Here is a 24,347-nt window from a genome sequence, read left to right as displayed (position 1 = left end):
CGCGCTGCTCGCCACGGCCGGCCTGTGCCTGTCGGCGCTGTTCGGAACCGCGCAGGCCGCCGAGCCGTTGACGGCCGTGGCCAGCTTTTCGATCCTGGGCGATATCGTGCGGGAAGTGGGCGGCGCCGACGTCAGCGTGGCCACGCTGGTGGGGCCCGATGGGGACGCGCACGAATATGAGCCGACGCCGGGCGACGCGAAGAAGCTCGCAGCGGCGCGCGTGCTGTTCGTCAACGGCCTGGATTTCGAGACCTGGATGCCGCGCCTGGCGAAGGCGTCGGGCTTTGCCGGCGCCACCGTGGTCGCGTCCCAGGGCGTGAAGACGCGCACGTTCGCGGGCGGCGGGCATGATGATGACCACGACCACGACCACGACCACGACCACGACCACGACCACGACCATGGCCATCATCACAGCGGTGCCGATCCGCACGCATGGCAGAACCTGGCCAATGGCGTCATCTACGCCCGCAATGTGGCCGAAGGCCTGGCCGCTGCCGATCCCGCGCATGCCGACGCCTACCGCCAGCGCGCGCAAGCCTATATCGCGCGCCTGCAGGCGCTGGACGCGCAGGTCCGCAAGACCTTCGCCGCGATTCCGGCCGAGCGCCGCAAGATCGTGACCTCTCACGATGCCTTCGGCTATTTCGGCGGTGCCTACGGCGTGGCGTTCATTCCCGCGATGGGCGTGTCCACGGATGCGGAACCCGCCGCGGGCCAGGTGGCGCGCATCATCGAACAGGTCAAGCGCGAGCGCGTGCCGGCGGTATTCGTGGAGAACATCAGCAGCCCCAAGCTGGTGCAGCAGATCTCGCGCGAAACCGGCGCCAAGGTGGGTGGTACGCTGTATTCCGACGCCCTGTCCAAGCCCGGACAGCCCGGCGCCACCTACCTGGAAATGTTTGAATGGAACGCACGTCAGCTCGCCGCGGCCATGCAGCCCTGACCGCGGCGGCGATGCTGCTGGCGGCGGGCGCCGCCAGCGCACACCCGCATATGTGGATCGATGCCCGCGCGGCGATCGATATCGATGGACAGCAGCGCATCACGGCGCTGCGGCAGGTCTGGCTGTTTGACGAGATGTTCGGCGCCTACGCCACGCAGGGATTGAAGAAGGGCAAGGACGGTTCGCTGTCGCCCGAGATCCTGCAGGGCATGGCGCGCGATTGGATGCAGGCGCTGGGCGAGCCGATCTCGCACTACTTCACCCGCGTCACCGTGGACGGCAAGACCTCGGCTTTCGCAGCCCCGCAAGATGCGCGCGTCGACTGGAATCCGAAGACCACGCGGCTGACGCTGTCCTTCACCTTGCCGCTGGCCACGCCCGTGGCGCCGGGTGCAGGCGGCGCGCAGGTGGACATCTACGATCCCACCTATTTCGTGGCCTACGCCTTCGATCAAAGCGGCGCGGTATCGCTGGGCGGGCAAGGCGCCAAGACCTGCACGTCCGCCTACCGCAAGCCCAAGGAACTGGATTGGAAAACCATGCAGCAATTGGCCGCGATCCCGGCCGACCCGGACGCCTTGCCGGACGAGTTATTCGCGATCACCAAGGGGTTGACGCACCGCATCGAGGTGCGATGCGAGTAGTGCTCGCGCTGCTGGCCGTGCTGCTGCTGGGCGGCGCGGCTGCGGCCGCGGCCCAGGGCGCGCATCCCTTCGGCGTGCCGGAGGGCGGAGCGAGCGTGGGCGGGCCGGGCTGGCTGGCCGGCTTCTTTGGCCAGGTGTCGGTCTGGCAAAGCCATTTCTACCGGCAGTTGACGGGCGCCGTTCGCGCCTGGCAGGCCGAGGGCGGCGCGGCCTGGGCCTTGATCGGGCTGTCTTTCGCCTACGGCGTATTCCATGCGCTGGGGCCGGGGCATGGCAAGGCGGTGATCTCTTCCTATGTGCTGGCCAACCGCCAGACCGCACGCAACGGCGCGCTGCTGGCGCTGGCGTCCGCGCTGATCCAGGCGTTGGTGGCGATCGCGCTGGTGGCGGTGCTGGCGCTGATCTTCAACGCCACCGCGGCCACGATGAACAACGCGACGCGCTGGCTGGAACTTGGCTCGTATGCGCTGGTGACCTTGTTGGGCATGTGGCTGGTGTGGGTCAAGGCGATCCGTCCGCTGTTGCGGACCCGCGCAGGGCCAGCGCCCGCGGAATCGATGCTTGATCACGGCCATGGGCATGAGCACTCTCACCATCAGCACCACGATCACGATTGCGGCTGTGGCCACGCACATGTGGCTGCGCCCGCACAGGTGTCGGGTCCGCTGAATTGGCGCCGTGCGGCTACGGCCATCCTGGCCGTGGGCTTGCGCCCGTGCAGCGGCGCGTTGATCGTGCTGGTGTTCGCCCTGGCGCAGGGTTTCTTCCTGGCCGGCGTGGCCTCGGCCTTGGCGATGGGCTTGGGTACCGGGCTGACGGTGGCGGCGCTGGCGTGCCTCGCGGTCGCGGCGGGCGGCGCGGCCACGCGCATCGGCAGCCGCCTGTCCAGCGCCGGCGCGGCGCGCCTGCGCTACGGCGTGGAAGCGCTGGCGGCACTGGCGGTGCTGTTGCTGGGCGTGATGCTGCTGGGCGGCGTGATCGCGGGTGGCGGCTAGGAAGCGGCCGTGCGAATTCGCGCAGCCGTTTCCGCGGAACGCGCGGGGCCCCGGGGCGTTCAGGATTTGCGTCCGGCCCGAGGATGCGCCTGATCGTAGGCGCGGGCGAGATGCTGGAAATCCAGCCGGGTGTAGATCTGCGTGGTCGAGATGTTGGCGTGGCCCAGCATTTCCTGCACGGCGCGCAGGTCCTGCGCGGATTGCAGCACGTGGCTGGCGAAGCTGTGGCGCAGCACGTGCGGGTGCACATGCGTGGGCACGCCGGCCTGCTGCGCGATGCGCGCCAGTTGCAGCTGCACCACGCGCGGCGAAATCCGGCGGCCGCGCGCGCCCAGGAACAGTGCGGCCGCGTCCTCGGGCTGCGCCGTGAAGGGCGCGAGCTGCGGGCGCGCCGCGATCCATTTGCGCAGGGCCGCCAGCGCGGCCTGGCCCACGGGCACCGAGCGGCGCTTGCCGCCCTTGCCCAGGACGATGACTTCGGCCTCTTCCAGGCTCAGCCAGCCGCGCGATTCGTAATTGCCGGAACGTTCATAGCGCAGGTCCAGCCCGACCAGTTCCGACAGCCGCAGGCCGCTGGAATAGAGCAGTTCGAACATGGCCTGGTCGCGCAACGCGGCCGGTTCGTTCGCCACTTGTGCGGGCGCGCGGTCCAGCAGGGCCTGGGTCTGTTCCACGGACAGGGCCTTGGGCAGGCCGCGCGGCGCCTTGGGGGCGCGCACGCCGGCCACGGGATTGCCAGCCAGTTCGATGGCCGGCGCCCACCATTGATAGAAGCCGCGCCACGCCGCCAGGGTGCGCGCCAGGCTGCGTGGCCCGCGGCCCTGGGCGTGCAGGCGCGCCACGAACTGGCGGATGTGGCCGTTGCCGATCTTGTCCAGCGGCAGCTTGGCCTGGTCGGCAAGCTCGCGCAGGAAATGCAGTTCGCGGCGATAACCGTCCAGCGTGTGGGGCGAGTAGCGCCGGTTGGTTTCCAGATGGCGCAGCCAGGCGCTCATGGCGTCCGGCAGGGGAGTTTCGGGCGGGGCCGCGTCTTGCGCTTGCGTGGTTTTCGCCATGGCGTCCGCCCGTGTCGGTGCTAGGCCTTGGGCGAGGCCGGATTCAGGCGATGCAGCGCCGCCGAAGCCAACTGGCCGATGGATTCCAGGAAGGTCGTGCCCATTTCAGGCGTGAAGCGCTCGGCGTCGTCCGAACCCAGCACCAGCAGGCCGACGGCGGGACCGTCGGCTTCCAGGCGCAGCGGCACCAGCGCCAGGGACTTGGGCTTGGCATCCAGCCAGCCGGCCGCTTCGAATTCGGTGTCGGCGCCGCAGTACGGCGTCTTCAGGCTGTCGGTAAAGGTGCGTACGTCTTGCGTGACGGGTTCGCCGTAGCCGGTCGCCGGCAGTTCCGACAGATCCCACAGGCGCAGCGCCACGTGGTTCAGCTCGAACTGTTCGGCCAGTCCCAGGGCGATCTCGCCCGGCACATGCTGCGGATCGCATTCGGACAGCAGACGGCAGCACCATTTGGCCACATGCGTGCCGATGCTTTCATTGGCGGTGGCGTTGCGCACGAGTTCGTTCAGGCGCCATTCGAGTTCGCGGTTGCGCTCGCGCAGCGTCAGGATCTGGCGTTCGCCCAGCGAAATGGCGCGCGAACCGTGCGGATGCGGCACCTGCAACGTGGCGAAGACGTCTGCGTGATCGTCGAAGAAGCCAGGGTTCTCTTGCAGGAAATCAGCGACGTCCTGAGCGGTAATAGCGGTATCAGTCATGGCTTATCGGTTCAGCCCCATGGAGAAGACGAGCTTGTCGATATCGACCTGCCCCGTGAAGACGGACTCGGCTGGGCCGGTCATGCGTAATTGCTCGCCGTTCCAGGCGACGGTCAGAACGCCGCCGCGCGCTTGCACGCGCACCGGCGAGTCCAGCAGGCCGCGGCGAATGCCTGCCGCGACGGCGGCGCAGGCGCCCGTGCCGCAAGCCAGGGTTTCGCCGGCGCCGCGTTCGAACACGCGCAGGCGGATGTTGTTGCGGTCGACGATCTGCATGAAGCCGGCGTTGACGCGACGCGGGAAGCGCGGATGGGTTTCGATCAACGGTCCGAGAACGCAAACCGGCGCGGTGTCGACGTCGTCCACCACCTGCACGGCGTGCGGATTGGAAATCGCCACGGCGGATAGCGCGACCGTGCGCGGCAGGCCGGCGGGCGCGTCCAGTTCCAGTTCCCACAGCGTGTCCTGGCCTTCGATGCGCGAGGAGAGGCCGGCGGTGTCGAACGGAAGCGCGGCGGGCTCGAAGCGCGTGCTGCCCATGTCGACGGTGACCTGTTCGTCATCGCCTTGGTCCAGCACCAGGATGCCGGTGGCGATTTCGGCGCGCAGCGGATTGCGGTCGGACAGGCCCTGCTCATGCACGAAGCGCACGAAGCAGCGCGCGCCGTTGCCGCAGTGCTCGACCTCGCTGCCGTCGGAATTGAAAATGCGGTAGCGGAAATCGGCGTCGGGCCGGGTCGCGGGCTCGACCAGGAGGATCTGGTCGGCGCCTATGCCGAAATGGCGGTCGCCCAAGGCGCGGGCGCGCTCGGGCGTCATTTCGATGGTCTGGCGGACCCCGTCGAGCACGACGAAATCGTTGCCCGCGCCATGCATTTTGGTGAAGTTCCAGTTCATCACTGGATTATCGCCCATATTGGGGCGCGAGCGGCGCGGGCCGCGGACTCAGTAGAGTTTGGGTTCGCCCGGCGGACGGGTCTTGAAGCGGCGATGGACCCAGTAGTACTGGCTGGGGCAGCGGCGCACCCAGGATTCCAGCTCGCGGTTCAGACGCGCGGTGGCGTCTTCCAGCGAGTCGGTTCCGGGGAAGTCGGCCAGCGGCGGCAGCACTTCGACATGGTAGCGGCCGGTATCCGGGTTCCAGAAGTCCAGGATGGGCAGCACGGCGGCATCCCATTTTTTGGCCAGTTGGGCGGTGGCGAGCAATGTCGCCGCCGGCACGCCGAAGAACGGCGCGAAGGTGGCGCCCTGGCGGCCGAAGTCCATGTCCGGCAGGTAGTAGACGGGCCGGCGCTCGCGCAGGTGGCGGATCAGGTCGCGCACGCCGTCCTTGCGGCTGACCAGGAACACTTCGTTGAAGCGCTTGCGGCCGGCGGCGACAATGGCGTCGACCTGAGGATCGCTTTGCGGCGTGTACATGGTGGCGCCGCTGGGCACCTCCATGGTGAGCCGCGTCGCGGCAGCGTCCAGCCCGATGAAATGGGGCGCCAGCAGGATCACCGGGCGGCCCTGGGCAGTCAGTTCGTTGATGCGGTCAGCGCCAGTTTGCGTGACCATCTCCTTGATGGCCTCGGGCGTGCCGTACCAGAGCACGCCGCGGTCGACGATGGACTGCGCCAGTGCGCGGAAGTGGTCCGCGACCCACTGTTCGCGCACGTGTTCGGGCTGGTCGGGAAAGCACAGTTCCAGATTGCGGCGCACGATGCGCGTGCGCGACTTGGCCAGCCGCGGCGCCAGCCAGCCCAGGGTTGCGCCGATGCGCTGCCGGGTCGACGGCTTGATGCGGCCGAACCATTTCATCAGGGATACCAGCGCGCGCGTTTTGAAATCAGTCATGGTGGGAAATAGGGAGCGGACGGGGCGCGGCGGTTCAACTGGCCGAAGCAGGAGTGTCGGCGGCGGGGGCCGGCGGGGCGCCACGCGGCGTCTTGTAGCGGTTGTAGCTCCAGAGGTATTGCTCCGGACAGCGGCGGATCAGCGTTTCCATGGCGGCGTTGAGCAACGCGGCCTGCTCGGCGGCATCGGCGGGCAGCGGTTCGGGCACGCGGACATAGTGGATGCGCCAGCCCCGGCCTCCCGGCAGCCGTTCGCCAGCGGTCAGGATAATGGGCACGCCCGTTTGCGTGGCCAGCTTGCCGGGCAGCGTCATGGTGTAGGCCATGCGCCCGAAGAACGGCGCCCAGACGCCGTCGCCCACGCTGGGCGCCTGGTCGGGCAGCATGCCGACGGATTCGCCGCGGCGCAGGGCGCGCACGAATTCGCGCACGCCCTGCATGGTGGCCGGCACGGCATTGACGGCCGAGGTATTGCGCGCGGTTTCCAGCAGCGGGGCCAGGATGTCCTTGCGCGGCGGCCGGAACATGACGGTCATGGGCATCTGGCGGGCCAGGTAGCGCGCGGTGATCTCAAAGCAGCCCAGGTGCGGCGTCAGGAACAGGATGCCGCGGTTCTCGGCGCGGGCCGCGCTGACCACGTCGTTGTCGTCCGAGATCACCTGAGCCAGGCTTTGTTCATTGCGGAACCAGACGCGCGGGCTCTCCAGGATCATGGCGCCGATTTCGCCCGCTGCGCGCCGCGCGAAAGCCGGATCGGGGTAACCGGCCTGGGCCGCGTTGGCCTGCAGCCGCCGGCGGTACTTGCCCGGCCAGGCGTAGATCGCGCGCCCGGCCAGCCGCCCCACGGCGTGCGCGACGGAAAGGGGCAGGGCGGCGAATGATCTGAACAGGAAGAGCAGCATGCGGCAGAAAAATGGGACGGACAGAAAGTGCGCCTGGGGCCGGGATATATGCATACGTCCCCCAGCTTTGGCGGCAGAACCGCATTTTCGCTTAAAATAGCGCAGTCGCCGAGTTAACCGACAACTTGCGGGGCGACGGCAAGGGTACAGCGCTTTGCGCGCCTCTTGCCAAATCCGCTAAAGCGTCGCGCCCAGATTTGCGTATGTCATGCGGTCAGGGGTGCAACGCGCCTCGTGAACCTATGCGCCGGCAATGCCGGTCACCAAGGACGCATCTGTGGCCAACAACGACTTTCTCTTTACTTCCGAATCCGTCTCCGAAGGGCACCCCGACAAGGTTGCCGACCAGATCTCCGACTCGATCCTGGACGCGATCTTCACGCAGGACCCGAATGCGCGCGTCGCAGCCGAGACCCTCTGCAACACCGGTCTGGTAGTGCTGGCTGGCGAAATCACCACCACCGCCAACGTCGACTACATCCAGGTCGCGCGCGACACGATCCGCCGCATCGGTTACGACAACACCGAATACGGCATCGACTACAAAGGCTGCGCGGTGCTGGTCGCCTACGACAAGCAGTCGCCGGACATTGCCCAGGGCGTGGACCGCAGCTCTGAAGACTATCTGAACCAGGGCGCGGGCGACCAAGGCCTGATGTTCGGCTATGCCTGCGACGAAACTCCCGATCTGATGCCTGCTCCGATCTGGTACGCGCACCGCCTGGTGCAGCGCCAGAGCGAGCTGCGCAAGGACGGCCGCCTGCCGTGGCTGCGTCCCGACGCCAAGTCGCAAGTGACGTTCCGCTATATCGACGGCCGCCCGGCGGAAGTCGACACGGTGGTGCTGTCGACCCAGCACGCACCCGAGGTTTCGCAAGAAACCATCCGCGAAGCGGTGATCGAAGACATCATCAAGCCCAGCTTCCCCGAAGGCCTGATCACGCCGCAAACGAAGTTCCTGGTCAACCCGACCGGCCGCTTCGTCATCGGCGGCCCGCAAGGCGATTGCGGCCTGACCGGCCGCAAGATCATCGTCGATACCTACGGCGGCGCTTGCCCGCACGGCGGCGGCGCGTTCTCGGGCAAAGATCCGTCCAAGGTCGACCGTTCGGCCGCCTACGCGGCCCGCTACGTGGCCAAGAACATCGTGGCTGCCGGCCTGGCGCGCCAGTGCCAGGTGCAGGTCAGCTACGCCATTGGCGTGGCCGAGCCCATCAACATCACCGTCTACACGGAAGGCACGGGCGTCATCCCCGACGACCAGATCGCCAAGCTGGTGCGCGAGCACTTCGACCTGCGTCCGAAGGGCATCGTCAACATGCTGGACCTGCTGCGTCCGATCTACGCCAAGACCGCCGCCTATGGTCACTTCGGCCGTTCCGAGCCGGAATTCTCGTGGGAAGCCACGGACAAGGTCCAGGCGCTGAAGAAGGGCGCGTAAGCCTTCCCGGCGCTTGAACAAGAAAGCCCCCGCAGTGCGGGGGCTTTTTCATTGCGGCAGCGACCTTACAGCCCCCAGCCTGACAAATCCGGCCGGCGCAGCGCCGGCGCCAGCACCGGCTCCAGCGCCGCGGCGCAATCCAGCATTGCGGCGTCGCCGCCTGCCGGCGCCAGCAATTGCACCGCCATGGGCATGCCTTCGGCATCGAAGCCCACAGGCAGCGAGATGGCGGCCGCGCCCAGGAAGTTGGCGGGGCGCAGCAGCTTGCCCAACCCGGCGTGGCGCGTATCGTCGGCGTCCAGCGCTTGCGCGGCCTGGTCGCAGGCGGGCATCAGCAGGGCGTCCAGGCCTTGCATGGCTTGCGCGAATGCGGCCATGTCGGCGGCGCGGCGTTGCAGCGCGGCTTCATAGTCGGCCTGCGCGATGCGGCCGCCGGCCGCGATGCGCTTGCGCACCACGTCCCACAGCGGCGTGGCCGGGTCTTCGGCCAACGCGCCGTAGTAGCGGTAGGCCTCGTAGGCCAGCACCACGGAGTTGTCGTCGGCCATGCGGGCAAAGGACAGCGCCGCGGGCGGATGCCAGGGCGTGGGCGTGTAGCCGGCGCGCGCCAGGTTTTCCTCGGCCTCGCGCCAAGCGCGCAGGCCGGCCTCGGCCAAGGGGGCGGGCCAGGCCTCGGGCGCCAGCACGGCCACCGGACCCGGGCCGCGCGCGGCGGGCTGGCGCAAGGCGGCGATGGCGCTTGCGGGAAAGTCCAGCGTGGCCGCGTCGCCGATGTCGGGGCCGGCCAGCAGTTGGGTCAGCAGGCGGGCGTCGGCCACGGTGCGCGTGATCGGACCCAGCACGTCCAGCGTATCCGACAAGGGCAGACAGCCGGTGCGGCTGATGACGCCGGTGGACGGCTTGTAGCCCACCAGGCCGTTGAGCGCCGCCGGCGCGCGCACCGAGCCGCCGGTGTCGCCGCCCAGCGCCAGCGGCGCCAGGCCGGCGGCCACGGCCACGCCCGCGCCGCTGGACGAGCCGCCCGGCGCGCGCGCGGTCTGCGCGTCCCAGGGGTTGCGCGCGGTGCCTTGGGTGGGGTTCTGGCCCGACAGGCCGAAGGCGAATTCGGTCATGCGGGTCTTGCCCAGCACCACCATGCCTTGCGCAGCCAGCTGTTGCAGCGGGACCGCCGTGACGTCGCTGATCCGGCCCTGCAGGGCGAGCGAACCCAGACAGACGCTGACGCCCTCCCATTGCACGCTGTCCTTCACCGCCACGGGCACGCCGTGCAGGGGACCCAGCAGAATGCCCGCGGCCAGCAGGCGGTCGGCGGCGTCGGCCTGGGCCAGCGCGCGCTCGGCCGTGACTTCGCTGTAGGCGGCCAGCGCGGGGGCGCGCTCGATACGGTCCAGGAAGTGGGTGGTGACCTGGCGCGAACTCAGTTCGCGCCGGCGGATGGCGCCGGCCAGGGCCTGGGCGTCTTGGAAGTGCAGGGCGGTGTCTAGTGCTGGCATGGGTCTCATCGGAAAAGAAAAAGCTTTCCGGTCCCGCGGGAACCGGAAAGCGCTGGTGCGTGACGTTCGTTCTCTCTGCTTACTTCAGGCTCTGGCCCTTGGTTTCCGGCATGCGGATGAAGGTGATCAGGGTGATCACGGCGCCCGCCAGCACGTAGTAGAAGAACCAGCGCTCCATGCCCTTGCTCTGCAGCCAGGTCAGCAGGTAGGGCGTGGTGCCGCCCAGCAAGGCGACGACCAGGTTGTACGGCGTACCGATGCCGACGGCGCGCACGCTGGTGGGGAACTGTTCGGACATGATGGCCGGCGCGATCGAGGTGTACATGGCATACAGCACCAGGCCGAACAGCTCCACCGCCAGGATCGAACCGAACGACGGGCCCAGCGTGGTCATCAGCGGGTAGAAGAACACCAGGTAGCCGGCGGCGAAGAAGATCAACTGCGGCTTGCGGCCGATGCGGTCGGACAGGATGCCGAACAGCGGCTGCACCAGCATGAATACGATCAGCGCGACGGTGTTTGCGGCGAACGCGGTCTTCGGGTCGGCATGCACCTGGCGGATGGCGTAGGTGGGTACGTAGGCCACGAAGATGTAGAACGCGAACGTGGTCAGGATGGAAAAGCCCACGATGCGCAGCACTTCACGCGGGTGGTCGCGCAGCAGGGTGCGCAGCGGCTGCTTTTCGACGCCGGCCTTCTTGGCGTGCGAGAACGCTTCGGTTTCCGGGATGGAGCGGCGGATCCACATGCCAGCCAGGCCGCCCAAGGCGCCCAGGAAGAACGGGATGCGCCAACCCCATGCGGCCATCTCGGCCTTGGTCAAGGTCGAGGTCAGCACCCAGCCGATGGCCGAGGCGGCCAGGATGCCCACGGCGGCGCTGAAGAACACGAAGCTGGAGTAAAAGCCGCGCTTGTTGGGCGGCGCCATTTCCGCCAGGAAGGTCGTGGCCGAGGCATACTCTCCGCCCAGCGACAGGCCTTGCAAGAGGCGCGCGGCGGTCAGCAGCAGCGGAGCGGCCAGGCCGATGGAGGCGTAGGTGGGGGTGACGGCAATGATCAGCGAGCCGCCGGCCATCATCAGGATGGTCAGGCCCAGCGCGGCCTTGCGGCCGTAGCGGTCGGAGAAGATGCCCAGCAGCCAGCCGCCCACCGGGCGCATGAAGAAGCCCACGGCGAAAATGCCGAAGGTCGCCAGCAGGGCCGTGGTTTCGTTGCCTTCGGGGAAGAACTGGCTGGAGAAGAAGATGGCGAAGGACGCGTAGATGGTCCAGTCGAACCATTCGACGGCATTGCCTACACTACCGGCCAGAATGGTGCGCGAGCGGGAGACGGGCGCGGTGCCGGCCGAGGCGGCTGCCCCCTGCGGCTTGCGCAGGGGCGCTGAAGTGCTGCTCATGAAAACCTCAAATAAGAATTTATTTTTGGTCAAAAAGACCGTTTAATTTTGTGTTTTTATCAATGCGCGAACGTTAATTTAATGAATATGGACACGTCAAGTAAGGGTAAGCCCCTAGCTCCGGGGCTGGACGACACCGATCTCGCCTGCCTCATCGCGCTGCAGGCGGACCCGCGCGCGTCCTGGCGCGAGCTGGGCGCCGCCACCGGCATTCCCGAGCGCACCGTCGCGCGGCGCATCAAGCGCCTGATGGATGCCGACGCCCTGCGTGTCATCGCGGAACCCGATCCCTTGGCTACCGGACGCGGCGTGGTGCTGCACGCCTGGGTGCGCTGCCGGTCGGGCCGCGTGCCGGAGGTGGCGGACCAGATGGCGCGGCTGGACCTGAGCCAGCTGGTGGTCACGCTGGCCGGTTCGGCCGATCTGATGGCCGAGCTGACGCTGGCGGACGCCGCCGACATGCCGGACGTGGTGACGCGCGTGCTGCCGTCCATCGACGGGGTGGAGCACGTGGAGGCGCGGCTGGTGCTGCGGCCGTTCCGCCGCGCCGGCCAGTGGCGTATCCAGGCCCAGCCCGATGGGGCGGCGGCCGAGCCCGCCGCGGCGCAGCCGCCCGCCGCATTGACGGATGCTGAACAGCGCATGGTGGCCTACCTGATGCGTGATGGCCGCGCCAGCCTGGCGGAACTGGCCGAGCATGCCGGAGTCAGCGAGCCCACCGCGCAGCGTCTCTTGCACAACATGGTGGAGCGTCGCGCGCTGAGTTTCCGCGTGGAAGTGGAGCCGGCGCTGGTCGGCTTTCCGGTGGAGGCGGTGATTTCGGTGCAGGTGCGCCCGCAAGCCGTGGACGCGCTGGCCGCGCATCTGGCGCTGGACCCCAACACCCGCTGCCTGTTCGGCACCAGCGGCGCATCGCAGCTGTTCTGGCACGTGCTGTGCCGCGACAGCCTGCATCTGTGGGATGTCGTGACGCGCCGCCTGGGCGAGCTGGACGGCGTGTTGAACAGCGAAGTCGGCGTGGTGATGCGGGCGCACAAGCGTTGCGGCATCGTGCGCGCCGGCGGGCGGCTGGGCGCGGACGCGTAGCATCGCGGCCGCGCCGGAGCGGGACGCGACCGGTTCACCAGACCGCGTCGTCCGAACCTGGTGCGCGCAGATGCCGGGCAAAGCGCTGCGACAGGAACTCCACGAAGGCAATTGTCTTGGCCGGCAGGTTCAGGCGTTCGGGATACAGCGCATGGATGTCCGCGGGCGGGGTGCGCCAGTCGGCCAGCACCGCGCGAAGACGGCCGGCGCGCAGGTGCTCCGCCGTTTCCCATTCCGAACGCATGACGATGCCGTGGCCGTCCAGCGCCCATTCCAGGGCGCTTTGCCCATCGTTGGAGCTGAGCGGGCCGCGCACTTTCACGGTCTCCGCGCGCTGGCCCGATTCCAGCCGCCAGGTGCCATAGGCCACGTCGTTCTCGCGCACCACGATGCAGCGGTGGCGTTGCAGGTCGCCCGGCGCGCGCGGCTCGCCATGGATTTCCAGGTAGCGCGGCGACGCGCACAGCAGCCGCCGATTGGACGCGATCTTGCGCGCGGTCAGGCGCGCATCGGGCAGGTCGCCAAAGCGCACCGCCACGTCGAAGCCTTCTTCGATCAGGTTCAGCGGCCTGTCGGTCAGGCGCATCTGGACTTCCACTTCCGGGTACTGGCGGGCGAAGTCCGACACCGCGGGCACGATGTGGGCGCGGCCAAAGCCGAATGTGGCATTCAGCCGCAGCAGCCCCTGGGGACGGGCGCGGGCGCTCGATACGGAACGTTCCAGCGCTTCCAGGTCCGTCAGGATGCGTGCGCCTTCTGCCAGATAAAGCTCGCCTTCCTGCGTGACGCTGACCCGGCGGGTGGTGCGGTTCAGCAGCCGCACACCCAGGCGCTGCTCCAGCTTGGCCAGGCGCGTACTGACCGCGGGCGGGGTCAGGCCCAGTTCGCGGGCGGCGGCGGACAGGTTGCCGTGCTTGACCACCAGCGAGAAGAAGGCGAGATCGGAAAGGGCGTCCATGCGCTTATTTATAAACTTAATTTAATAAAGCTTTATCTGGAGAAGTAATTATAAGAACCGGACCGGCTTATACACTGGCCTCACCACTAAAGAGCCGCCTGGCGCGGCCAACCGAGGAGACCAGGAATGAAGATCAACAAAGCTGCCGGCGTTCTATGCGCGGCCATTGCCGCATCCTGTTGGACCCAACCGGCCGCCGCCGACGCCTTTCCCCAGCGCGCCGTGACGCTCATCGTGCCGTTCGCGCCCGGCGGCAGCGTGGACATCGCCGCACGCCTGATTTCCGATGCCTGGGGCCGCGCCCTGGGGCAGAGCGTGGTGGTGGAGAACCGCGCCGGCGCTTCCGGCAACATCGGCATGGCCGCGGTGGCGCGCGCCGAGCCCAACGGCTACACGCTGGCCGTCAACACCATGTCGCTGGCGATCAACCCGGCGTTGTTCCAGAACATGCCGTTCGACACGACCAAGGACCTGCGTTCGGTCGGCACGATAGGGACGTCGCAGCACGTGCTGACGGTGACCAACCAGTTGCCCGTGGCCAATGTGAGCGAGTTGCTGGCCTATGTGCGCGCGCGGCCCGCCAACGACCTGAGCTTCGGTTCGGCAGGCACGGGCAGCACCTTCCACATGGCCGCGGAACTGTTCAAGTCGGTGTCCAAGACCCAGATCCTGCACGTGCCTTACAAGGGCGGCGGCCCCGCCATGGTGGACACCATCAGCGGCCAGGTGCAGATGAGCTTTCCGGTGCTGTCCGCGGCCAAGCCGCAGGTCGACGGCAAGAAGCTCAAGGCGCTGGGCGTGACCGGCACCAGGCGTTCGCCGCTCTTGCCCGACGTGCCCACCATCGCCGAGTCCGGGCTGCCCGGCTACGAGTTCAACACCTGGTTCGTCATCAGCGCGCCCGCGGGCACGCCGCAAGCCGTGATCGACACGCTGAACGCCAAGCTCGAACAGGCCTTGCGTTCGCCCGAGCTGGCGCAGCGCATGGGCCGCGAAGGCTTCGATCCGCTGATTTCCACGCCCGCCAAGACCGACGCGATGGTGGCCGCCGAGATGACGCGCTGGGCCGGCATCGTCAAGGACGCCGGCATCCAGGCCAACTGATCGGGCCGCAAGACCCAACTACGAAGGACGCAAGACATGCCCGGCAAGACGCTGTACGACAAACTGGTGGCCAGCCATGAGGTGGCCCGGATCGACGACGAGCACATCCTGCTTTACGTCGACCTGCACATCATGAACGAATACACCAGCCCGCAGGCCTTCAGCGGCCTGGCCGCGCGCGGGCGCGGCGTGCTGCGTCCCGGGCAGCAGATGGCGGTGGTGGACCACATCATCCCCACGCATCCGGTGCCGGCGGCGCTGCGCGTGATCGCCGACGACGCTTCGTCGCGCCAGGCGCTCAACCTCAAGCGCAACTGCGACGCGCAGGGCATCGCGTTGTTCGACACCACCGATCCGCTGCAAGGGATCGAGCACGTGATCGCGCCTGAGCATGGCATGGTGCTGCCGGGCATGGTGGTGCTGTGCGGCGACAGCCACACCACCACCTACGGCGCGCTGGGCGCGCTGGGCTTCGGCATCGGCACGTCCGAGGTCGAACACATATTGGCCACGCAGACGCTGGCGTACCGGGTGGCGCGCAACATGCGCATCCGCGTCGACGGCGCGCTGCCGGCCGGTGTCACCGCCAAGGACCTGGTGATCTGCGTCGTGCACCGCATCGGCGCGCAAGGCGCGCGCGGGCATGCGGTGGAGTTCTGCGGCGAGGCCATCGCCGCGCTGTCCGCCGAGGCCCGCATGACCTTGTGCAACATGACGGTGGAAGCCGGCGCCCGCGCCGCGCTGATCGCGCCGGACGCCACCACCGAGGCCTACATCGCCGCGCATGCGCCCGAACTGCAAGGCGAGGCGCTGGCGCAGGCGCGCGCCCATTGGGCCACGCTGCGCTCGGACGAGGACGCCGCGTTCGACGCCGAGCACGTGCTGGATGCCGCCGCGATCGCGCCCTTCGTCACCTGGGGCACCAGCCCGGACCAGGCCATGCCGGTGGACGGCGTGGTGCCGGACCCGCGGGCCGAGCCCGACGCGCTGGCCCGCCTGGCGCTGGAGAAGGCCATGGACTACATCGGCCTCGCGCCGGGCACGCCGATAGCCGGCGTGCCGATAGACCGCGTGTTCATCGGCTCCTGCACCAACGGGCGCATCGAGGATCTGCGCGCGGCGGCAGCCGTGTTGCGCGGCCGCAAGGTGGCGGCCGGCGTGCGGGCCATGGTGGTGCCCGGATCGGGCGCGGTGCGCGCGCAGGCCGAGGCCGAGGGCATCGCGGCGCAACTGATCGAGGCCGGCTTTGAATGGCGCCAGCCCGGCTGTTCCATGTGCCTGGCCATGAATGACGACGTGCTCAGCCCGGGCGAGCGCTGCGCCTCCACCACCAACCGCAATTTCGAAGGCCGGCAGGGGCGCGCGGGCCGCACGCACCTGATGTCTCCGGCCATGGCCGCCGCCGCCGCGCTGGCCGGCCGCATCGTCGACGTCCGCGTCTGGGAGCAACACGCATGACCGCAATCATCGAGGGCGTCGCCGCGCCGCTGCCTTTTTCCAATCTGGACACCGACCAGATCATGCCCAAGCAGTTCCTGCGCATCATCGACAAGGCAGGGCTGGACCGTGGCCTGCTGCATGACCTGCGCTTTGACGTGGGCGGCGCGCCCAGGCCCGAATTCGTGTTGAACCAGCCCGCCTACGCCGGCGCGTCCATCGTGGTGGCGGGGCCGAACTTCGGCTGCGGCTCCAGCCGCGAGCATGCGGTGTGGGGTTTGCAGCAGTTCGGCATCCGCGCGGTGATCGCGCCCAGCTTCGGCGAGATCTTCTACTTCAATGCGGTGAACAACGGCCTGCTGCTGATCAGCCTGGCGCCGGCCGAGATCGACGCCTTGCTTGCCAGGGTGTCCAATACGGCCACCAACCGCGTCGGCATCGATGTGGCGGCCGGGCGCGTCACCGCCATGGACGGCTGGACGGCGGGGTTCACGCTGCCTGAACGGCACCGCCGCATGTACGCGCAGGGGCAGGACATGGTGGGCGCATCATTGCAGCGGCTGGACGAGGTGGAGCGTTTCGAGGCCGGCCATTGGGCGCGGCATCCCTGGATGAAAGATCTGGCGCGCCGTGTGCGCGACCGCCTGAACCAAGAGGCCATATGACCGCATTCTTCGACCTGCCCGTGCGCCGCATCGCGGCCAACGGCATCGACATCGCAGCCCGCGTCGACGGCGCTGGCCCGCCGCTGCTGCTGCTGCATGGCCATCCCCAGACGCACGCCATCTGGCACCGCGTCTGGCCGGAACTGACGCGCCACCGCACGTGCGTGGCGGCGGACCTGCGCGGCTACGGCGATAGCGACAAGCCGGCCGCGTCGCCGGACCACGCGGCCTATTCCAAGCGGGCGATGGCGGCCGACATGATCGATTTGATGCGCGCCTTGGGCCACCAGCGCTTCGAGGTGCTGGCGCACGACCGCGGCGCGCGCGTGGCGCACCGGCTGGCGCTGGACCATCCCGCCGCCGTCAGCCGCATGATGCTGCTGGACATCGCGCCCACGCTGGACATGTACGAAGGCACCACGCGCGCCTTCGCCCAGGCCTATTACCACTGGTTCTGGCTGATCCAGCCGGCGCCGCTGCCCGAAACCATGATCGAGCGCGACCCGGTGTTCTACCTGCGTTCCGTGATGGGCGGGCGGCCCGGCGGACTGGCGCACTTTTCCATCGAGGCCATGGCCGAGTACGAACGCGCTGCGCAATTGCCCGGCTGGGCCACGGGCATCTGCGAGGACTACCGCGCTTCCGCCACGCTGGACCTGGAGCACGACCGCGCCGGCCGGGAGGCCGGCGAACGCCTGCGCCTGCCATTGCGTGCGCTGTGGGGCGAGCGCGGCGCCGTGGGCCGCAACTTCGACGTGCTGGCGCTATGGCGCGCGATCGCGGACGAGGTATCCGGCGGTCCGTTGCCGGGCGCGCACTATCTGGCGGAAGAATGTCCGGACGCGCTGCTGGCGCAGGCCAGGGAGTTTTTCGGCTGGCGCGAATAGAGGGCTGCCCGCGTGTAGCACCGTGCGCGCGGGCAGGTATTCAAGTCCGGGCGGGGCATAGGGCCATCCAAAAGGGGACGCACTCCGGGTGTTAACCTACGCCCGATGAATCAGCACCACGTCGACCTCTCCAAACTCCCCGACGCCGAAGACGCGCAACGCGCCTTCAAGGCTTCGGATTCGCCCTGCGTGGCCGTCTGCTCCACGTTGTTTGACGACATTTGCCGCGGCTGCGGCCGCACCGCCATGGAAGTCGCCAACTGGGTGTTCATGACGGAAGAGGAAAAGCGCGAAGTCTGGGTGCGCATCACGGCGCAAGGGTATCCGCGCCGCAACAACTAGCCGGCGGCCGCGCAGGCCGTCTTGGGCATGTCACATGGCGCGGGCTAAATCGCGCTATTGCCCACTTCCGGCTCCATCATGCGCATCGTCCTGGTCACGGATGCCTGGCATCCGCAAGTCAATGGCGTCGTCCGCACCTGGACGACCATGCAGCAGATCCTTGGAGAATGGGGCCACGAGCTGATCGTGGTGAACCCGCAGGGCAGCCGCACCGTGCCGGCGCCCTCCGAGCCCGACCTGCGGCTGTGTCTGCAGCCCGGCCGGCAATTGCGCCGCATCCTGGGCGACATCGTGCCCGACGCCCTGCACATCGCCACCGAAGGCCCGCTGGGCCTGGCCGCGCGCCGCATGGCGCTGGCGCGGGGCTGGCGCTTCACGACGTCGTTCCACACCATGTTCCCGGACTACCTGCAGGCGCGCATGGGCATCCCGGCGGCCTTGCCCTGGCGTTATCTGCGCTGGTTCCACCGGCCCTCGCAGCGGGTGCTGGTGCCTACGCCCACGGTGCGAGACGTGCTGGCGCGGCGCGGCCTGGGGAACCTGCAGATCTGGTCGCGCGGGGTGGACCCGCGCAAGTTCCAGCCGGGGGCAGGCCAGGCCTTCCCGGACCTGCCCCGTCCCGTATTCCTGAGCGTGGGCCGCGTGGCGCGCGAGAAGAATCTGGACGCCTTCCTGTCGCTGGACCTGCCGGGCAGCAAGGTGGTGGTGGGGGCGGGGCCGGATGAGGCGCGGCTGAAGAAGCGCTTTCCCGGCGCGATTTTCCTGGGCATGCGGCACGACGAAGCGCTGCCGGCGCTCTACGGGTCGGCCGACGCCTTCGTCTTCCCCAGCCTGACTGACACCTTCGGCCTGGTCATGCTGGAGGCCATGGCCTGCGGCACGCCGGTGGCCGCTTTCCGCAGCGAAGCGCCGCTGGCGGTGGTGACCCAGGGCGTCACCGGTTTCCTGGACGAAGACCTGGCCCATGCCTGCCGCTCGGCCCTGTCGCTGGACCGCCATGCGGTGCGCGAACACGCCCTGACGCGCAGCTGGGACTCGGTGGCCGCGACCCTGCTGGCTGCACTGGTGCCGCTGGACGGGAGCGCCCGCGGCGCGGAGCATGCGCAGGCGTCGTGCGTGCCCGGAGGGGCCGTGCTTGCGCGGCGGCCTGGCGGCGAAATGCCCGCCAGGGAGCCAGGGGTTTGATCCTTGGCGGACGGTTCCCGGGTACAATGCCCGGCAATCCTGAGGAGCGTTGCGACGACCCTGCGGTTCCCGCCAGCCGGCACGGCAAGCGGGGCCAGGCTCGCCAGGCTCAGGAATCCTTGTTCAAGCGGCGCGCCTTGCGCGGCGCTACAGCAACGGCGCTCACCTTTGTCGCATATGGCGGGAAAGGCGAGCACTCGACCTTCGTGGTGCCTTCGCGTTGTCCGGCCATATCCTGCGCCGTTCGTATTTCACGTGGAGCCTACACACCATGAACGCTGTGACCGATAAATCCTTTTCCGACTACCTCGTCGCCGACATGTCGCTGGCCGGCTGGGGCCGCCGCGAACTCGCCATCGCCGAAACCGAAATGCCCGGCCTGATGGCCATCCGCGAGGAATTCGCCGCCAAGCAGCCGCTCAAGGGCGCGCGCATCGCCGGCAGCCTGCACATGACCATCCAGACCGGCGTGCTGATCGAAACGCTGGTGGCGCTGGGCGCCGAAGTGCGCTGGGCCTCGTGCAACATCTTCTCGACGCAGGACCACGCCGCCGCCGCCATCGCCGCGTCGGGCACCCCGGTCTTCGCCGTCAAGGGCGAAACGCTGGAAGAGTACTGGCAGTACACCCACAAGATCTTCGAATGGCCCAATGGCGAAAACGCCAACATGATCCTCGACGATGGCGGCGACGCCACCTTGATGCTGCACCTGGGCACCAAGGCCGAGAAGGACATCTCGGTGCTGGCCAACCCGGGCAGCGACGAAGAGCGCATCCTGTTCGCCGCCATCAAGGAAACCCTCAAGCGCGATCCCAAGTGGTATTCGACCCGCCTGGCCCTGATCAAGGGCGTGACGGAAGAAACCACCACCGGCGTGCATCGCCTGTACCAGATGTCGCAAAAGGGCGAGCTGGCCTTTGCCGCCATCAACGTCAACGACTCGGTCACCAAGTCCAAGTTCGACAACCTGTATGGCTGCCGTGAATCGCTGGTCGACGGCATCAAGCGCGCCACCGACGTGATGGTCGCTGGCAAGGTTGCCGTCGTGGCCGGCTACGGCGACGTCGGCAAGGGCTGCGCCCAGGCGCTGGTCGCGCTGCGCGCCCAGGTCTGGGTCACCGAAGTCGATCCGATCTGCGCCCTGCAGGCCGCCATGGAAGGCTTCAAGGTCGTGACCATGGAAGAAGCCGCCGCCCACGGCGACATCTTCGTCACCGCCACCGGCAACTACCACGTCATCACGCGTGAGCACATGAACGCCATGAAGGACCAGGCCATCGTGTGCAACATCGGCCACTTCGACAACGAAATCGACGTCGCCAGCCTGGCTGACTGCAAGTGGGAAGAGATCAAGCCGCAAGTCGACCACGTCATCTTCCCGGACGGCAAGCGCATCATCCTGCTGGCCCAGGGCCGCCTGGTGAACCTGGGTTGCGCCACCGGCCACCCCTCGTTCGTGATGTCGTCCTCGTTCGCCAACCAGACCATCGCCCAGATCGAGCTGTTCACGCGCAACGAAGCCTACACCTCGGGCCAGGTCTACGTGCTGCCCAAGCACCTGGACGAGAAGGTCGCCCGCCTGCACCTGAAGAAGCTGGGCGTGAAGCTCACGACCCTGCGCCAGGATCAGGCAGACTACATCAACGTGCCGGTGCAAGGCCCGTACAAGCCCGAGCACTACCGCTATTGATGGTTGTAGCAAAATAGGCAAGTGCCGCGCCATGTCGGCGCGGGCTTTCCGGTCTGCGGGACCCCTGTCGCGAACGTATCGCCGCGACAGGGCCGGCGGGCTCACAACAGGAGATCGAACATGGCATTGATACTCGTCTGGATCCTGAACGCGGTGGCCTTGCTGGCCGTGGCCTACCTGCTGCCCGGCATCACCGTGGCCAGCTTCGGATCGGCGCTCATCGCCGCGCTGGTGCTGGGTCTGGTGAACATGCTGGTCAAGCCGGTGCTGGTGCTGCTGACGCTGCCGATCACGATCGTCACTCTCGGTCTCTTCCTCATCGTCATCAACGCCTTGTTGTTCTGGTTCGTCGGCTCCGTGCTGAAGGGCTTCCAGGTCAACGGGTTCTGGTGGGCCGTGGGCGGTGCGATCCTGTACAGCATCATCTCTGGCCTGCTCACGAAGCTGATCCCCTAATGTCTGATTCGACTACTCCCGCTTTCAGTCTGGAATTCTTCCCGCCGCGCGACCTGGCCGGCCAGGAACGGATGGTGCGCGCGGCCAAGCAGATGCTGGCCATCCAGCCCAAGTACGTCAGCGTGACCTTCGGCGCGGGCGGTTCCACCCGCGCCGGCACGGCGGACGCCGTGCGCACGCTGCGCAACCTGGGTTGCGAGGCGGCGCCGCACCTTTCGTGCGTCGGCGCCACGCGCCAGGATCTGCGGGACATCCTCCAGGCCTACAAGAACGACGGTGTGCGGCGCGTGGTGGCCCTGCGCGGCGACCTGCCCTCGGGCATGGGCGGCGATGCGGGCGAACTGCGTTACGCCAACGAGCTGGTGTCGTTCATCCGCGAGGAAACGGGCGACTGGTTCCACATCGAAGTCGCGGCCTATCCCGAAATGCACCCCCAGGCAGCCAATCCCTCGGCCGACCTGGACCATTTCGTGAACAAGGTCAAAGCTGGCGCCGACGCAGCCATCACGCAATACTTCTTCAACGCCGACGCTTACTTCGACTTCGTCGACCGGGCCCAGGCCAAGGGCGTGAACGTGCCTATCGTGCCGGGCATCATGCCCATCACGAACCACACGCAGCTGCTGCGCTTCTCGGAAATGTGCGGCGCGGAAGTGCCGCGCTGGATCCGTCTGCGCCTGGCCGAGTTCGGCGACGACAAGGCCTCCATCCGCGCCTTCGGCGTGGACGTGGTCACCGAGCTGTGCCAGACGCTGCTGGACAACGGCGCGCCGGGCCTGCATTTCTACACCTTGAACCACGCGGAAGCGCCGCTGGCGGTGTGGAAGGAACTAGCGGTGCAGGCGTAACAGGCTGCCCCGCCATAAAGGCCAAGCCCACCCGAGAGGGTGGGCTTTTCTTTGGCCGCGCGCCCGGTGTGCGCCGTCAGTCGGCGTACACCCCCGCCTTGCGGATGATGCCGCCCCATTTGTCGACCTCGGATTGCAGCCAGGTCTGCAGGCCCTGCGGGGTCTGCTTGGATTCCGGCACGATCTCGGCGCCCAGTTCCGCCATCTTCTGCGTGAAGGCGGGGTCCTTCAGCGCGGCGCGCAACGCTTCGTTGAACTTGGCGACGGCTTCCGGCGGCGTGCCCTTGGGCGCGTAGACGCCATGCCATACCTTGACCTCGAAGCCCTTCAGGCCATTCTCCTGCAGGGTCGGCGCATCGGGCAGCGTCTTGATGCGGTCCAGCGTGGTGACGCCGTACAGCTTCACGCGGTCGGCCTTGATCTGCGGAATGGTTTGGGTGGTCTGATCGCACAGTACGTCCACCTGCCCGCCCAGCAGGGCGGTCATCGCCGGCGCCGTGCCGGCATAGGGCACGGTGGTGAACTGCACGCCCAGCGATTCCTGCAGCAGCATGCCGCAGAGCTGCGACACCGCGCCCAGCCCGGCGTTGGCCAGGTTGATCTTGTTGCCGTTCTCCTTGGCGTACTTGATGAAGTCCTTCATGCCGTCCGCGGGCAGGTCCTTGCGGCCCAGCAGCGTCATGGGAACGTCGGCCACCTGGCCGACATAGGCGAAGTCCGTCAGCGGGTTGAACGACAGCTTGCGGTACAGCGCTGGCGCGGTGGCCATGCCGTTATGGTGTATCAGGAAGGTGTAGCCATCGGGCGCGGCGCGCGCCACGTGCTGCGACGCCAGCGTGCCGCCGGCGCCCGTGCGGTTCTCGATGATGATGCTTTGGCCCAGCGTCTTGGACATGGACGCGCCCAGGCTGCGCGCCACCACATCGGTCGGCCCGCCCGCCGCGAACGGCACGACCAGTGAAATGGGATGGTTGGGATAGGCGCCTTGCGCGCCGGCGGTGCCAGAGACCAGGCAGGACAGGGCCAGCACGGGCCAGGCCGCGCGCTTGAGCGCGCGCGCGTAGATAGGGGGCATGTCTCGCTCCTTGTGGTGTTGTCGGGGCCCCCAAGGCAAAGCATGACGGCCGGACACCAGTGTGGCGCGACAGCGCCCGGATGAGAATTCGCGGTTCCGCAAGCCGGGTTTCGGTTGCTGGAAAGGAGGGTTTACGCGGAAGGCGATATGAGCGGGGGATTTTCCTGCTCGTCCTGCGAACCGAGTCCGCTGCACGGGAGGGCTGCGGCTTGCAGGCGGTCATGAAAGTAACGGTGAAAAATCTCCCAGTCTCGGTACTGCGCGGACGCCACCTGGAAGGCGCACAGCCGGCCCACCAGGCTGCAGATCCAGTCAGCGCATTGAAGGGTCTGGAACAGGTGGCTTTCACCTTGAATCAGCGGCTCGACCAGCGTTCTGCATTGGTCGGTGGCATCTTCGAACATCGCCAGCGTGCAGGCTTCGACATTCATTTCGCGCCACCGGCTGCCCGCCTGTTGTTCGTCGATCAAAAGCATGAAGGTGGCCTGTCTTGCCGAGAAAAACCGATCCGCGCGTCGGACTATGCGTAGCAATTGCTGCTTGAAGATCTCTGCGGGTTGATGCGATGTCGCGTCTGTTGTCTTTTGCTCACCGCTGTAGATCACGTGTCCGCCGATTTGTCTGATCCGGTTCAGCAAACGCCCCGTTGCGGTCCGCAACTGCTGGTACTTTTCAACATTCCGGACGGTATAGAGTTGTGCGCCTTTCTTTTCCCAGCGGTACGCAGGTTGGTCTTGCCGTTCCAGTTCGAACTTCAATAGATGGCATTTCAGTTTGTAGAAGTAGATGGCGAATTCGCGCACGGTTTCCACAGGCAAAACCAACCCGCCGAATCCGAATACCGGGCTCGTCCGGTGTTTGCCATGATCACGGGAGACGAAGGGTCCGATGTGGCCGAACTCGTCCAGGTACATGACGTAATGCATGACGTAACCCTTTGCCCGAAACATGGCTTGTATGCGAATCGAAGCAGTGTAGGGCGCGGGGGACGGTCGATTTTCCTTCAGTGAATGGAAAGATCGCACTCAAATTCATCTTGGCAACGATCATGCCGCACAAGAACACGAAAGCCCGCAGCAGTGAATTGCGCGGGCCTCGGAAGGTGGGCATATGGCGTGCATATACGTTGAAGAAACTCTATGCCGATTCCGGTCGTGCCACAAGGGATCAAGGCGTCCGGAACACGCAAATGTGCGCGGGAACCTGCGG

General features: G+C 67.5%; 24 protein-coding genes and 1 riboswitch. Of the genes, 14 read left to right on the top strand and 10 right to left on the bottom strand.

Features of this window, described 5'->3' with window-relative positions; all coding sequences use genetic code 11:
* Positions 1-4: 4 nt before the first annotated feature.
* Genes N5C88_RS27510 through N5C88_RS27500 form a run of 3 tightly spaced genes read left to right on the top strand, consistent with a single transcriptional unit; the run spans position 5 to position 2,585 of the window.
* Positions 5-946, top strand: a complete 942-nt coding sequence (locus tag N5C88_RS27510; RefSeq protein WP_280016620.1) for a metal ABC transporter substrate-binding protein — start codon at positions 5-7, stop codon at positions 944-946.
* A complete protein-coding gene (locus tag N5C88_RS27505) occupies positions 907-1,590 on the top strand; it encodes a DUF1007 family protein (RefSeq protein WP_251878256.1) in 684 nt (227 codons plus the stop codon). Before N5C88_RS27510 ends, N5C88_RS27505 begins: the two co-directional genes overlap by 40 nt.
* Positions 1,581-2,585 (top strand): nickel/cobalt transporter, encoded by a 1,005-nt coding sequence (locus N5C88_RS27500; protein ID WP_280016619.1) that lies wholly within the window; start codon positions 1,581-1,583, stop codon positions 2,583-2,585. The genes N5C88_RS27505 and N5C88_RS27500 overlap by 10 nt, the downstream gene beginning before the upstream one ends.
* Positions 2,586-2,644: 59 nt before the next feature.
* Here N5C88_RS27500 and xerC read toward each other — a convergent pair whose 3' ends face one another.
* From xerC to N5C88_RS27475, 5 genes are read right to left on the bottom strand one after another with little or no spacing between them, the layout of a single operon-like run.
* Positions 2,645-3,640, bottom strand: coding sequence for a tyrosine recombinase XerC (xerC, locus tag N5C88_RS27495; protein WP_251878254.1), 996 nt, complete (start codon positions 3,638-3,640; stop codon positions 2,645-2,647).
* Positions 3,641-3,660: 20 nt separating this feature from the next.
* Positions 3,661-4,338, bottom strand: coding sequence for a DUF484 family protein (locus N5C88_RS27490; RefSeq protein WP_059374119.1), 678 nt, complete (start codon positions 4,336-4,338; stop codon positions 3,661-3,663).
* A 3-nt stretch (positions 4,339-4,341) separates the two neighbouring features.
* Positions 4,342-5,253, bottom strand: coding sequence for a diaminopimelate epimerase (gene dapF, locus N5C88_RS27485; RefSeq protein WP_251878253.1), 912 nt, complete (start codon positions 5,251-5,253; stop codon positions 4,342-4,344).
* 30 nt (positions 5,254-5,283) lie between these two features.
* Entirely contained in the window at positions 5,284-6,174 is an 891-nt protein-coding gene (locus tag N5C88_RS27480; RefSeq protein WP_251878252.1) for a lysophospholipid acyltransferase family protein, read from the bottom strand.
* Positions 6,175-6,208: 34 nt separating this feature from the next.
* Positions 6,209-7,075 carry a lysophospholipid acyltransferase family protein gene (locus N5C88_RS27475; RefSeq protein ID WP_059374122.1) on the bottom strand — a complete coding sequence of 289 codons (867 nt, stop codon included), beginning with the start codon at positions 7,073-7,075 and terminating at the stop codon, positions 6,209-6,211.
* Between the two features lie 277 nt (positions 7,076-7,352).
* Between N5C88_RS27475 and metK the strand changes: the two genes are divergently transcribed.
* Positions 7,353-8,516 carry a methionine adenosyltransferase gene (gene metK / locus N5C88_RS27470; RefSeq protein WP_088143368.1) on the top strand — a complete coding sequence of 388 codons (1,164 nt, stop codon included), beginning with the start codon at positions 7,353-7,355 and terminating at the stop codon, positions 8,514-8,516.
* Between the two features lie 65 nt (positions 8,517-8,581).
* Here metK and N5C88_RS27465 read toward each other — a convergent pair whose 3' ends face one another.
* On the bottom strand, positions 8,582-10,009 hold the full coding sequence (locus N5C88_RS27465; protein ID WP_280016618.1) for an amidase: 1,428 nt from the start codon (positions 10,007-10,009) through the stop codon (positions 8,582-8,584).
* A 79-nt stretch (positions 10,010-10,088) separates the two neighbouring features.
* Positions 10,089-11,405, bottom strand: a complete 1,317-nt coding sequence (locus N5C88_RS27460; protein ID WP_059374124.1) for an MFS transporter — start codon at positions 11,403-11,405, stop codon at positions 10,089-10,091.
* Positions 11,406-11,486: 81 nt separating this feature from the next.
* Between N5C88_RS27460 and N5C88_RS27455 the strand changes: the two genes are divergently transcribed.
* The gene (locus N5C88_RS27455) at positions 11,487-12,491 is read left to right on the top strand and encodes an Lrp/AsnC family transcriptional regulator (RefSeq protein WP_280016617.1); all 1,005 of its coding nucleotides are present in this window, start codon (positions 11,487-11,489) and stop codon (positions 12,489-12,491) included.
* Between the two features lie 34 nt (positions 12,492-12,525).
* On the opposite strand, the gene N5C88_RS27450 is transcribed toward N5C88_RS27455, so the two are convergent.
* The gene (locus tag N5C88_RS27450) at positions 12,526-13,449 is read right to left on the bottom strand and encodes a LysR family transcriptional regulator (RefSeq protein ID WP_118933261.1); all 924 of its coding nucleotides are present in this window, start codon (positions 13,447-13,449) and stop codon (positions 12,526-12,528) included.
* Positions 13,450-13,575: 126 nt separating this feature from the next.
* On the opposite strand from N5C88_RS27450, the gene N5C88_RS27445 reads away from it, so the two are divergent.
* The 9 genes from N5C88_RS27445 to metF all read left to right on the top strand — a co-directional run bounded on the left by N5C88_RS27445 (position 13,576) and on the right by metF (position 22,063).
* On the top strand, positions 13,576-14,553 hold the full coding sequence (locus tag N5C88_RS27445; protein WP_280016616.1) for a tripartite tricarboxylate transporter substrate binding protein: 978 nt from the start codon (positions 13,576-13,578) through the stop codon (positions 14,551-14,553).
* A gap of 36 nt (positions 14,554-14,589) precedes the next feature.
* Positions 14,590-16,011, top strand: a complete 1,422-nt coding sequence (gene leuC, locus N5C88_RS27440) for a 3-isopropylmalate dehydratase large subunit (protein WP_059374128.1) — start codon at positions 14,590-14,592, stop codon at positions 16,009-16,011.
* Positions 16,008-16,655, top strand: coding sequence for a 3-isopropylmalate dehydratase small subunit (leuD, locus tag N5C88_RS27435; protein WP_280016615.1), 648 nt, complete (start codon positions 16,008-16,010; stop codon positions 16,653-16,655). Before leuC ends, leuD begins: the two co-directional genes overlap by 4 nt.
* Positions 16,652-17,542: an alpha/beta hydrolase gene (locus tag N5C88_RS27430; protein ID WP_280016614.1), complete on the top strand. Its 891-nt coding sequence runs from the start codon at positions 16,652-16,654 to the stop codon at positions 17,540-17,542. The genes leuD and N5C88_RS27430 overlap by 4 nt, the downstream gene beginning before the upstream one ends.
* Before the next feature lie 105 nt (positions 17,543-17,647).
* Complete coding sequence (locus N5C88_RS27425) at positions 17,648-17,884, top strand: DUF1289 domain-containing protein (protein WP_054457003.1); 237 nt, start codon at positions 17,648-17,650, stop codon at positions 17,882-17,884.
* A gap of 78 nt (positions 17,885-17,962) precedes the next feature.
* A complete protein-coding gene (locus N5C88_RS27420) occupies positions 17,963-19,069 on the top strand; it encodes a glycosyltransferase family 1 protein (RefSeq protein ID WP_280016613.1) in 1,107 nt (368 codons plus the stop codon).
* A gap of 35 nt (positions 19,070-19,104) precedes the next feature.
* A riboswitch (S-adenosyl-L-homocysteine riboswitch) is annotated at positions 19,105-19,240 on the top strand.
* A 100-nt stretch (positions 19,241-19,340) separates the two neighbouring features.
* On the top strand, positions 19,341-20,759 hold the full coding sequence (gene ahcY / locus N5C88_RS27415; protein ID WP_059374131.1) for an adenosylhomocysteinase: 1,419 nt from the start codon (positions 19,341-19,343) through the stop codon (positions 20,757-20,759).
* 120 nt (positions 20,760-20,879) lie between these two features.
* Positions 20,880-21,215: a phage holin family protein gene (locus N5C88_RS27410; protein WP_006389784.1), complete on the top strand. Its 336-nt coding sequence runs from the start codon at positions 20,880-20,882 to the stop codon at positions 21,213-21,215.
* On the top strand, positions 21,215-22,063 hold the full coding sequence (gene metF / locus N5C88_RS27405) for a methylenetetrahydrofolate reductase [NAD(P)H] (protein ID WP_059374132.1): 849 nt from the start codon (positions 21,215-21,217) through the stop codon (positions 22,061-22,063). The genes N5C88_RS27410 and metF overlap by 1 nt, the downstream gene beginning before the upstream one ends.
* Before the next feature lie 76 nt (positions 22,064-22,139).
* Here the strand turns inward: metF and N5C88_RS27400 are convergent, their stop codons facing one another.
* Together N5C88_RS27400 and N5C88_RS27395 are read right to left on the bottom strand one after the other, a co-directional pair.
* Entirely contained in the window at positions 22,140-23,138 is a 999-nt protein-coding gene (locus N5C88_RS27400) for a tripartite tricarboxylate transporter substrate-binding protein (RefSeq protein WP_118933257.1), read from the bottom strand.
* A gap of 131 nt (positions 23,139-23,269) precedes the next feature.
* Positions 23,270-24,064 (bottom strand): DUF3800 domain-containing protein, encoded by a 795-nt coding sequence (locus N5C88_RS27395; protein WP_280016612.1) that lies wholly within the window; start codon positions 24,062-24,064, stop codon positions 23,270-23,272.
* Positions 24,065-24,347 lie beyond the last annotated feature (283 nt).

The organism is Achromobacter sp. GD03932 (assembly GCF_029839485.1).
Lineage (GTDB): Bacteria > Pseudomonadota > Gammaproteobacteria > Burkholderiales > Burkholderiaceae_B > Achromobacter > Achromobacter bronchisepticus_A.
Note: the sequence above shows the minus strand (reverse complement) of the source record. Positions and strands in the feature narration are given on the sequence as shown.

Excerpts from the sequence above, each read along its gene's own strand:
- xerC (WP_251878254.1), bottom strand. The coding sequence starts at position 3,640 with ATGGCGAAAACCACGCAAGCGCAAGACGCGGCCCCGCCCGAAACTCCC.
- N5C88_RS27445 (WP_280016616.1), top strand. The coding sequence starts at position 13,576 with ATGAAGATCAACAAAGCTGCCGGCGTTCTATGCGCGGCCATTGCCGCA.
- N5C88_RS27410 (WP_006389784.1), top strand. The coding sequence starts at position 20,880 with ATGGCATTGATACTCGTCTGGATCCTGAACGCGGTGGCCTTGCTGGCC.
- N5C88_RS27400 (WP_118933257.1), bottom strand. The coding sequence starts at position 23,138 with ATGCCCCCTATCTACGCGCGCGCGCTCAAGCGCGCGGCCTGGCCCGTG.
- N5C88_RS27455 (WP_280016617.1), top strand. The coding sequence starts at position 11,487 with ATGAATATGGACACGTCAAGTAAGGGTAAGCCCCTAGCTCCGGGGCTG.
- N5C88_RS27425 (WP_054457003.1), top strand. The coding sequence starts at position 17,648 with ATGAATCAGCACCACGTCGACCTCTCCAAACTCCCCGACGCCGAAGAC.
- N5C88_RS27480 (WP_251878252.1), bottom strand. The coding sequence starts at position 6,174 with ATGACTGATTTCAAAACGCGCGCGCTGGTATCCCTGATGAAATGGTTC.
- leuD (WP_280016615.1), top strand. The coding sequence starts at position 16,008 with ATGACCGCAATCATCGAGGGCGTCGCCGCGCCGCTGCCTTTTTCCAAT.
- N5C88_RS27430 (WP_280016614.1), top strand. The coding sequence starts at position 16,652 with ATGACCGCATTCTTCGACCTGCCCGTGCGCCGCATCGCGGCCAACGGC.
- N5C88_RS27395 (WP_280016612.1), bottom strand. The coding sequence starts at position 24,064 with ATGCATTACGTCATGTACCTGGACGAGTTCGGCCACATCGGACCCTTC.
- N5C88_RS27420 (WP_280016613.1), top strand. The coding sequence starts at position 17,963 with ATGCGCATCGTCCTGGTCACGGATGCCTGGCATCCGCAAGTCAATGGC.
- metF (WP_059374132.1), top strand. The coding sequence starts at position 21,215 with ATGTCTGATTCGACTACTCCCGCTTTCAGTCTGGAATTCTTCCCGCCG.
- ahcY (WP_059374131.1), top strand. The coding sequence starts at position 19,341 with ATGAACGCTGTGACCGATAAATCCTTTTCCGACTACCTCGTCGCCGAC.
- N5C88_RS27465 (WP_280016618.1), bottom strand. The coding sequence starts at position 10,009 with ATGCCAGCACTAGACACCGCCCTGCACTTCCAAGACGCCCAGGCCCTG.
- N5C88_RS27500 (WP_280016619.1), top strand. The coding sequence starts at position 1,581 with ATGCGAGTAGTGCTCGCGCTGCTGGCCGTGCTGCTGCTGGGCGGCGCG.
- N5C88_RS27450 (WP_118933261.1), bottom strand. The coding sequence starts at position 13,449 with ATGGACGCCCTTTCCGATCTCGCCTTCTTCTCGCTGGTGGTCAAGCAC.
- leuC (WP_059374128.1), top strand. The coding sequence starts at position 14,590 with ATGCCCGGCAAGACGCTGTACGACAAACTGGTGGCCAGCCATGAGGTG.
- N5C88_RS27460 (WP_059374124.1), bottom strand. The coding sequence starts at position 11,405 with ATGAGCAGCACTTCAGCGCCCCTGCGCAAGCCGCAGGGGGCAGCCGCC.
- N5C88_RS27490 (WP_059374119.1), bottom strand. The coding sequence starts at position 4,338 with ATGACTGATACCGCTATTACCGCTCAGGACGTCGCTGATTTCCTGCAA.
- N5C88_RS27505 (WP_251878256.1), top strand. The coding sequence starts at position 907 with ATGGAACGCACGTCAGCTCGCCGCGGCCATGCAGCCCTGACCGCGGCG.
- dapF (WP_251878253.1), bottom strand. The coding sequence starts at position 5,253 with ATGGGCGATAATCCAGTGATGAACTGGAACTTCACCAAAATGCATGGC.
- N5C88_RS27475 (WP_059374122.1), bottom strand. The coding sequence starts at position 7,075 with ATGCTGCTCTTCCTGTTCAGATCATTCGCCGCCCTGCCCCTTTCCGTC.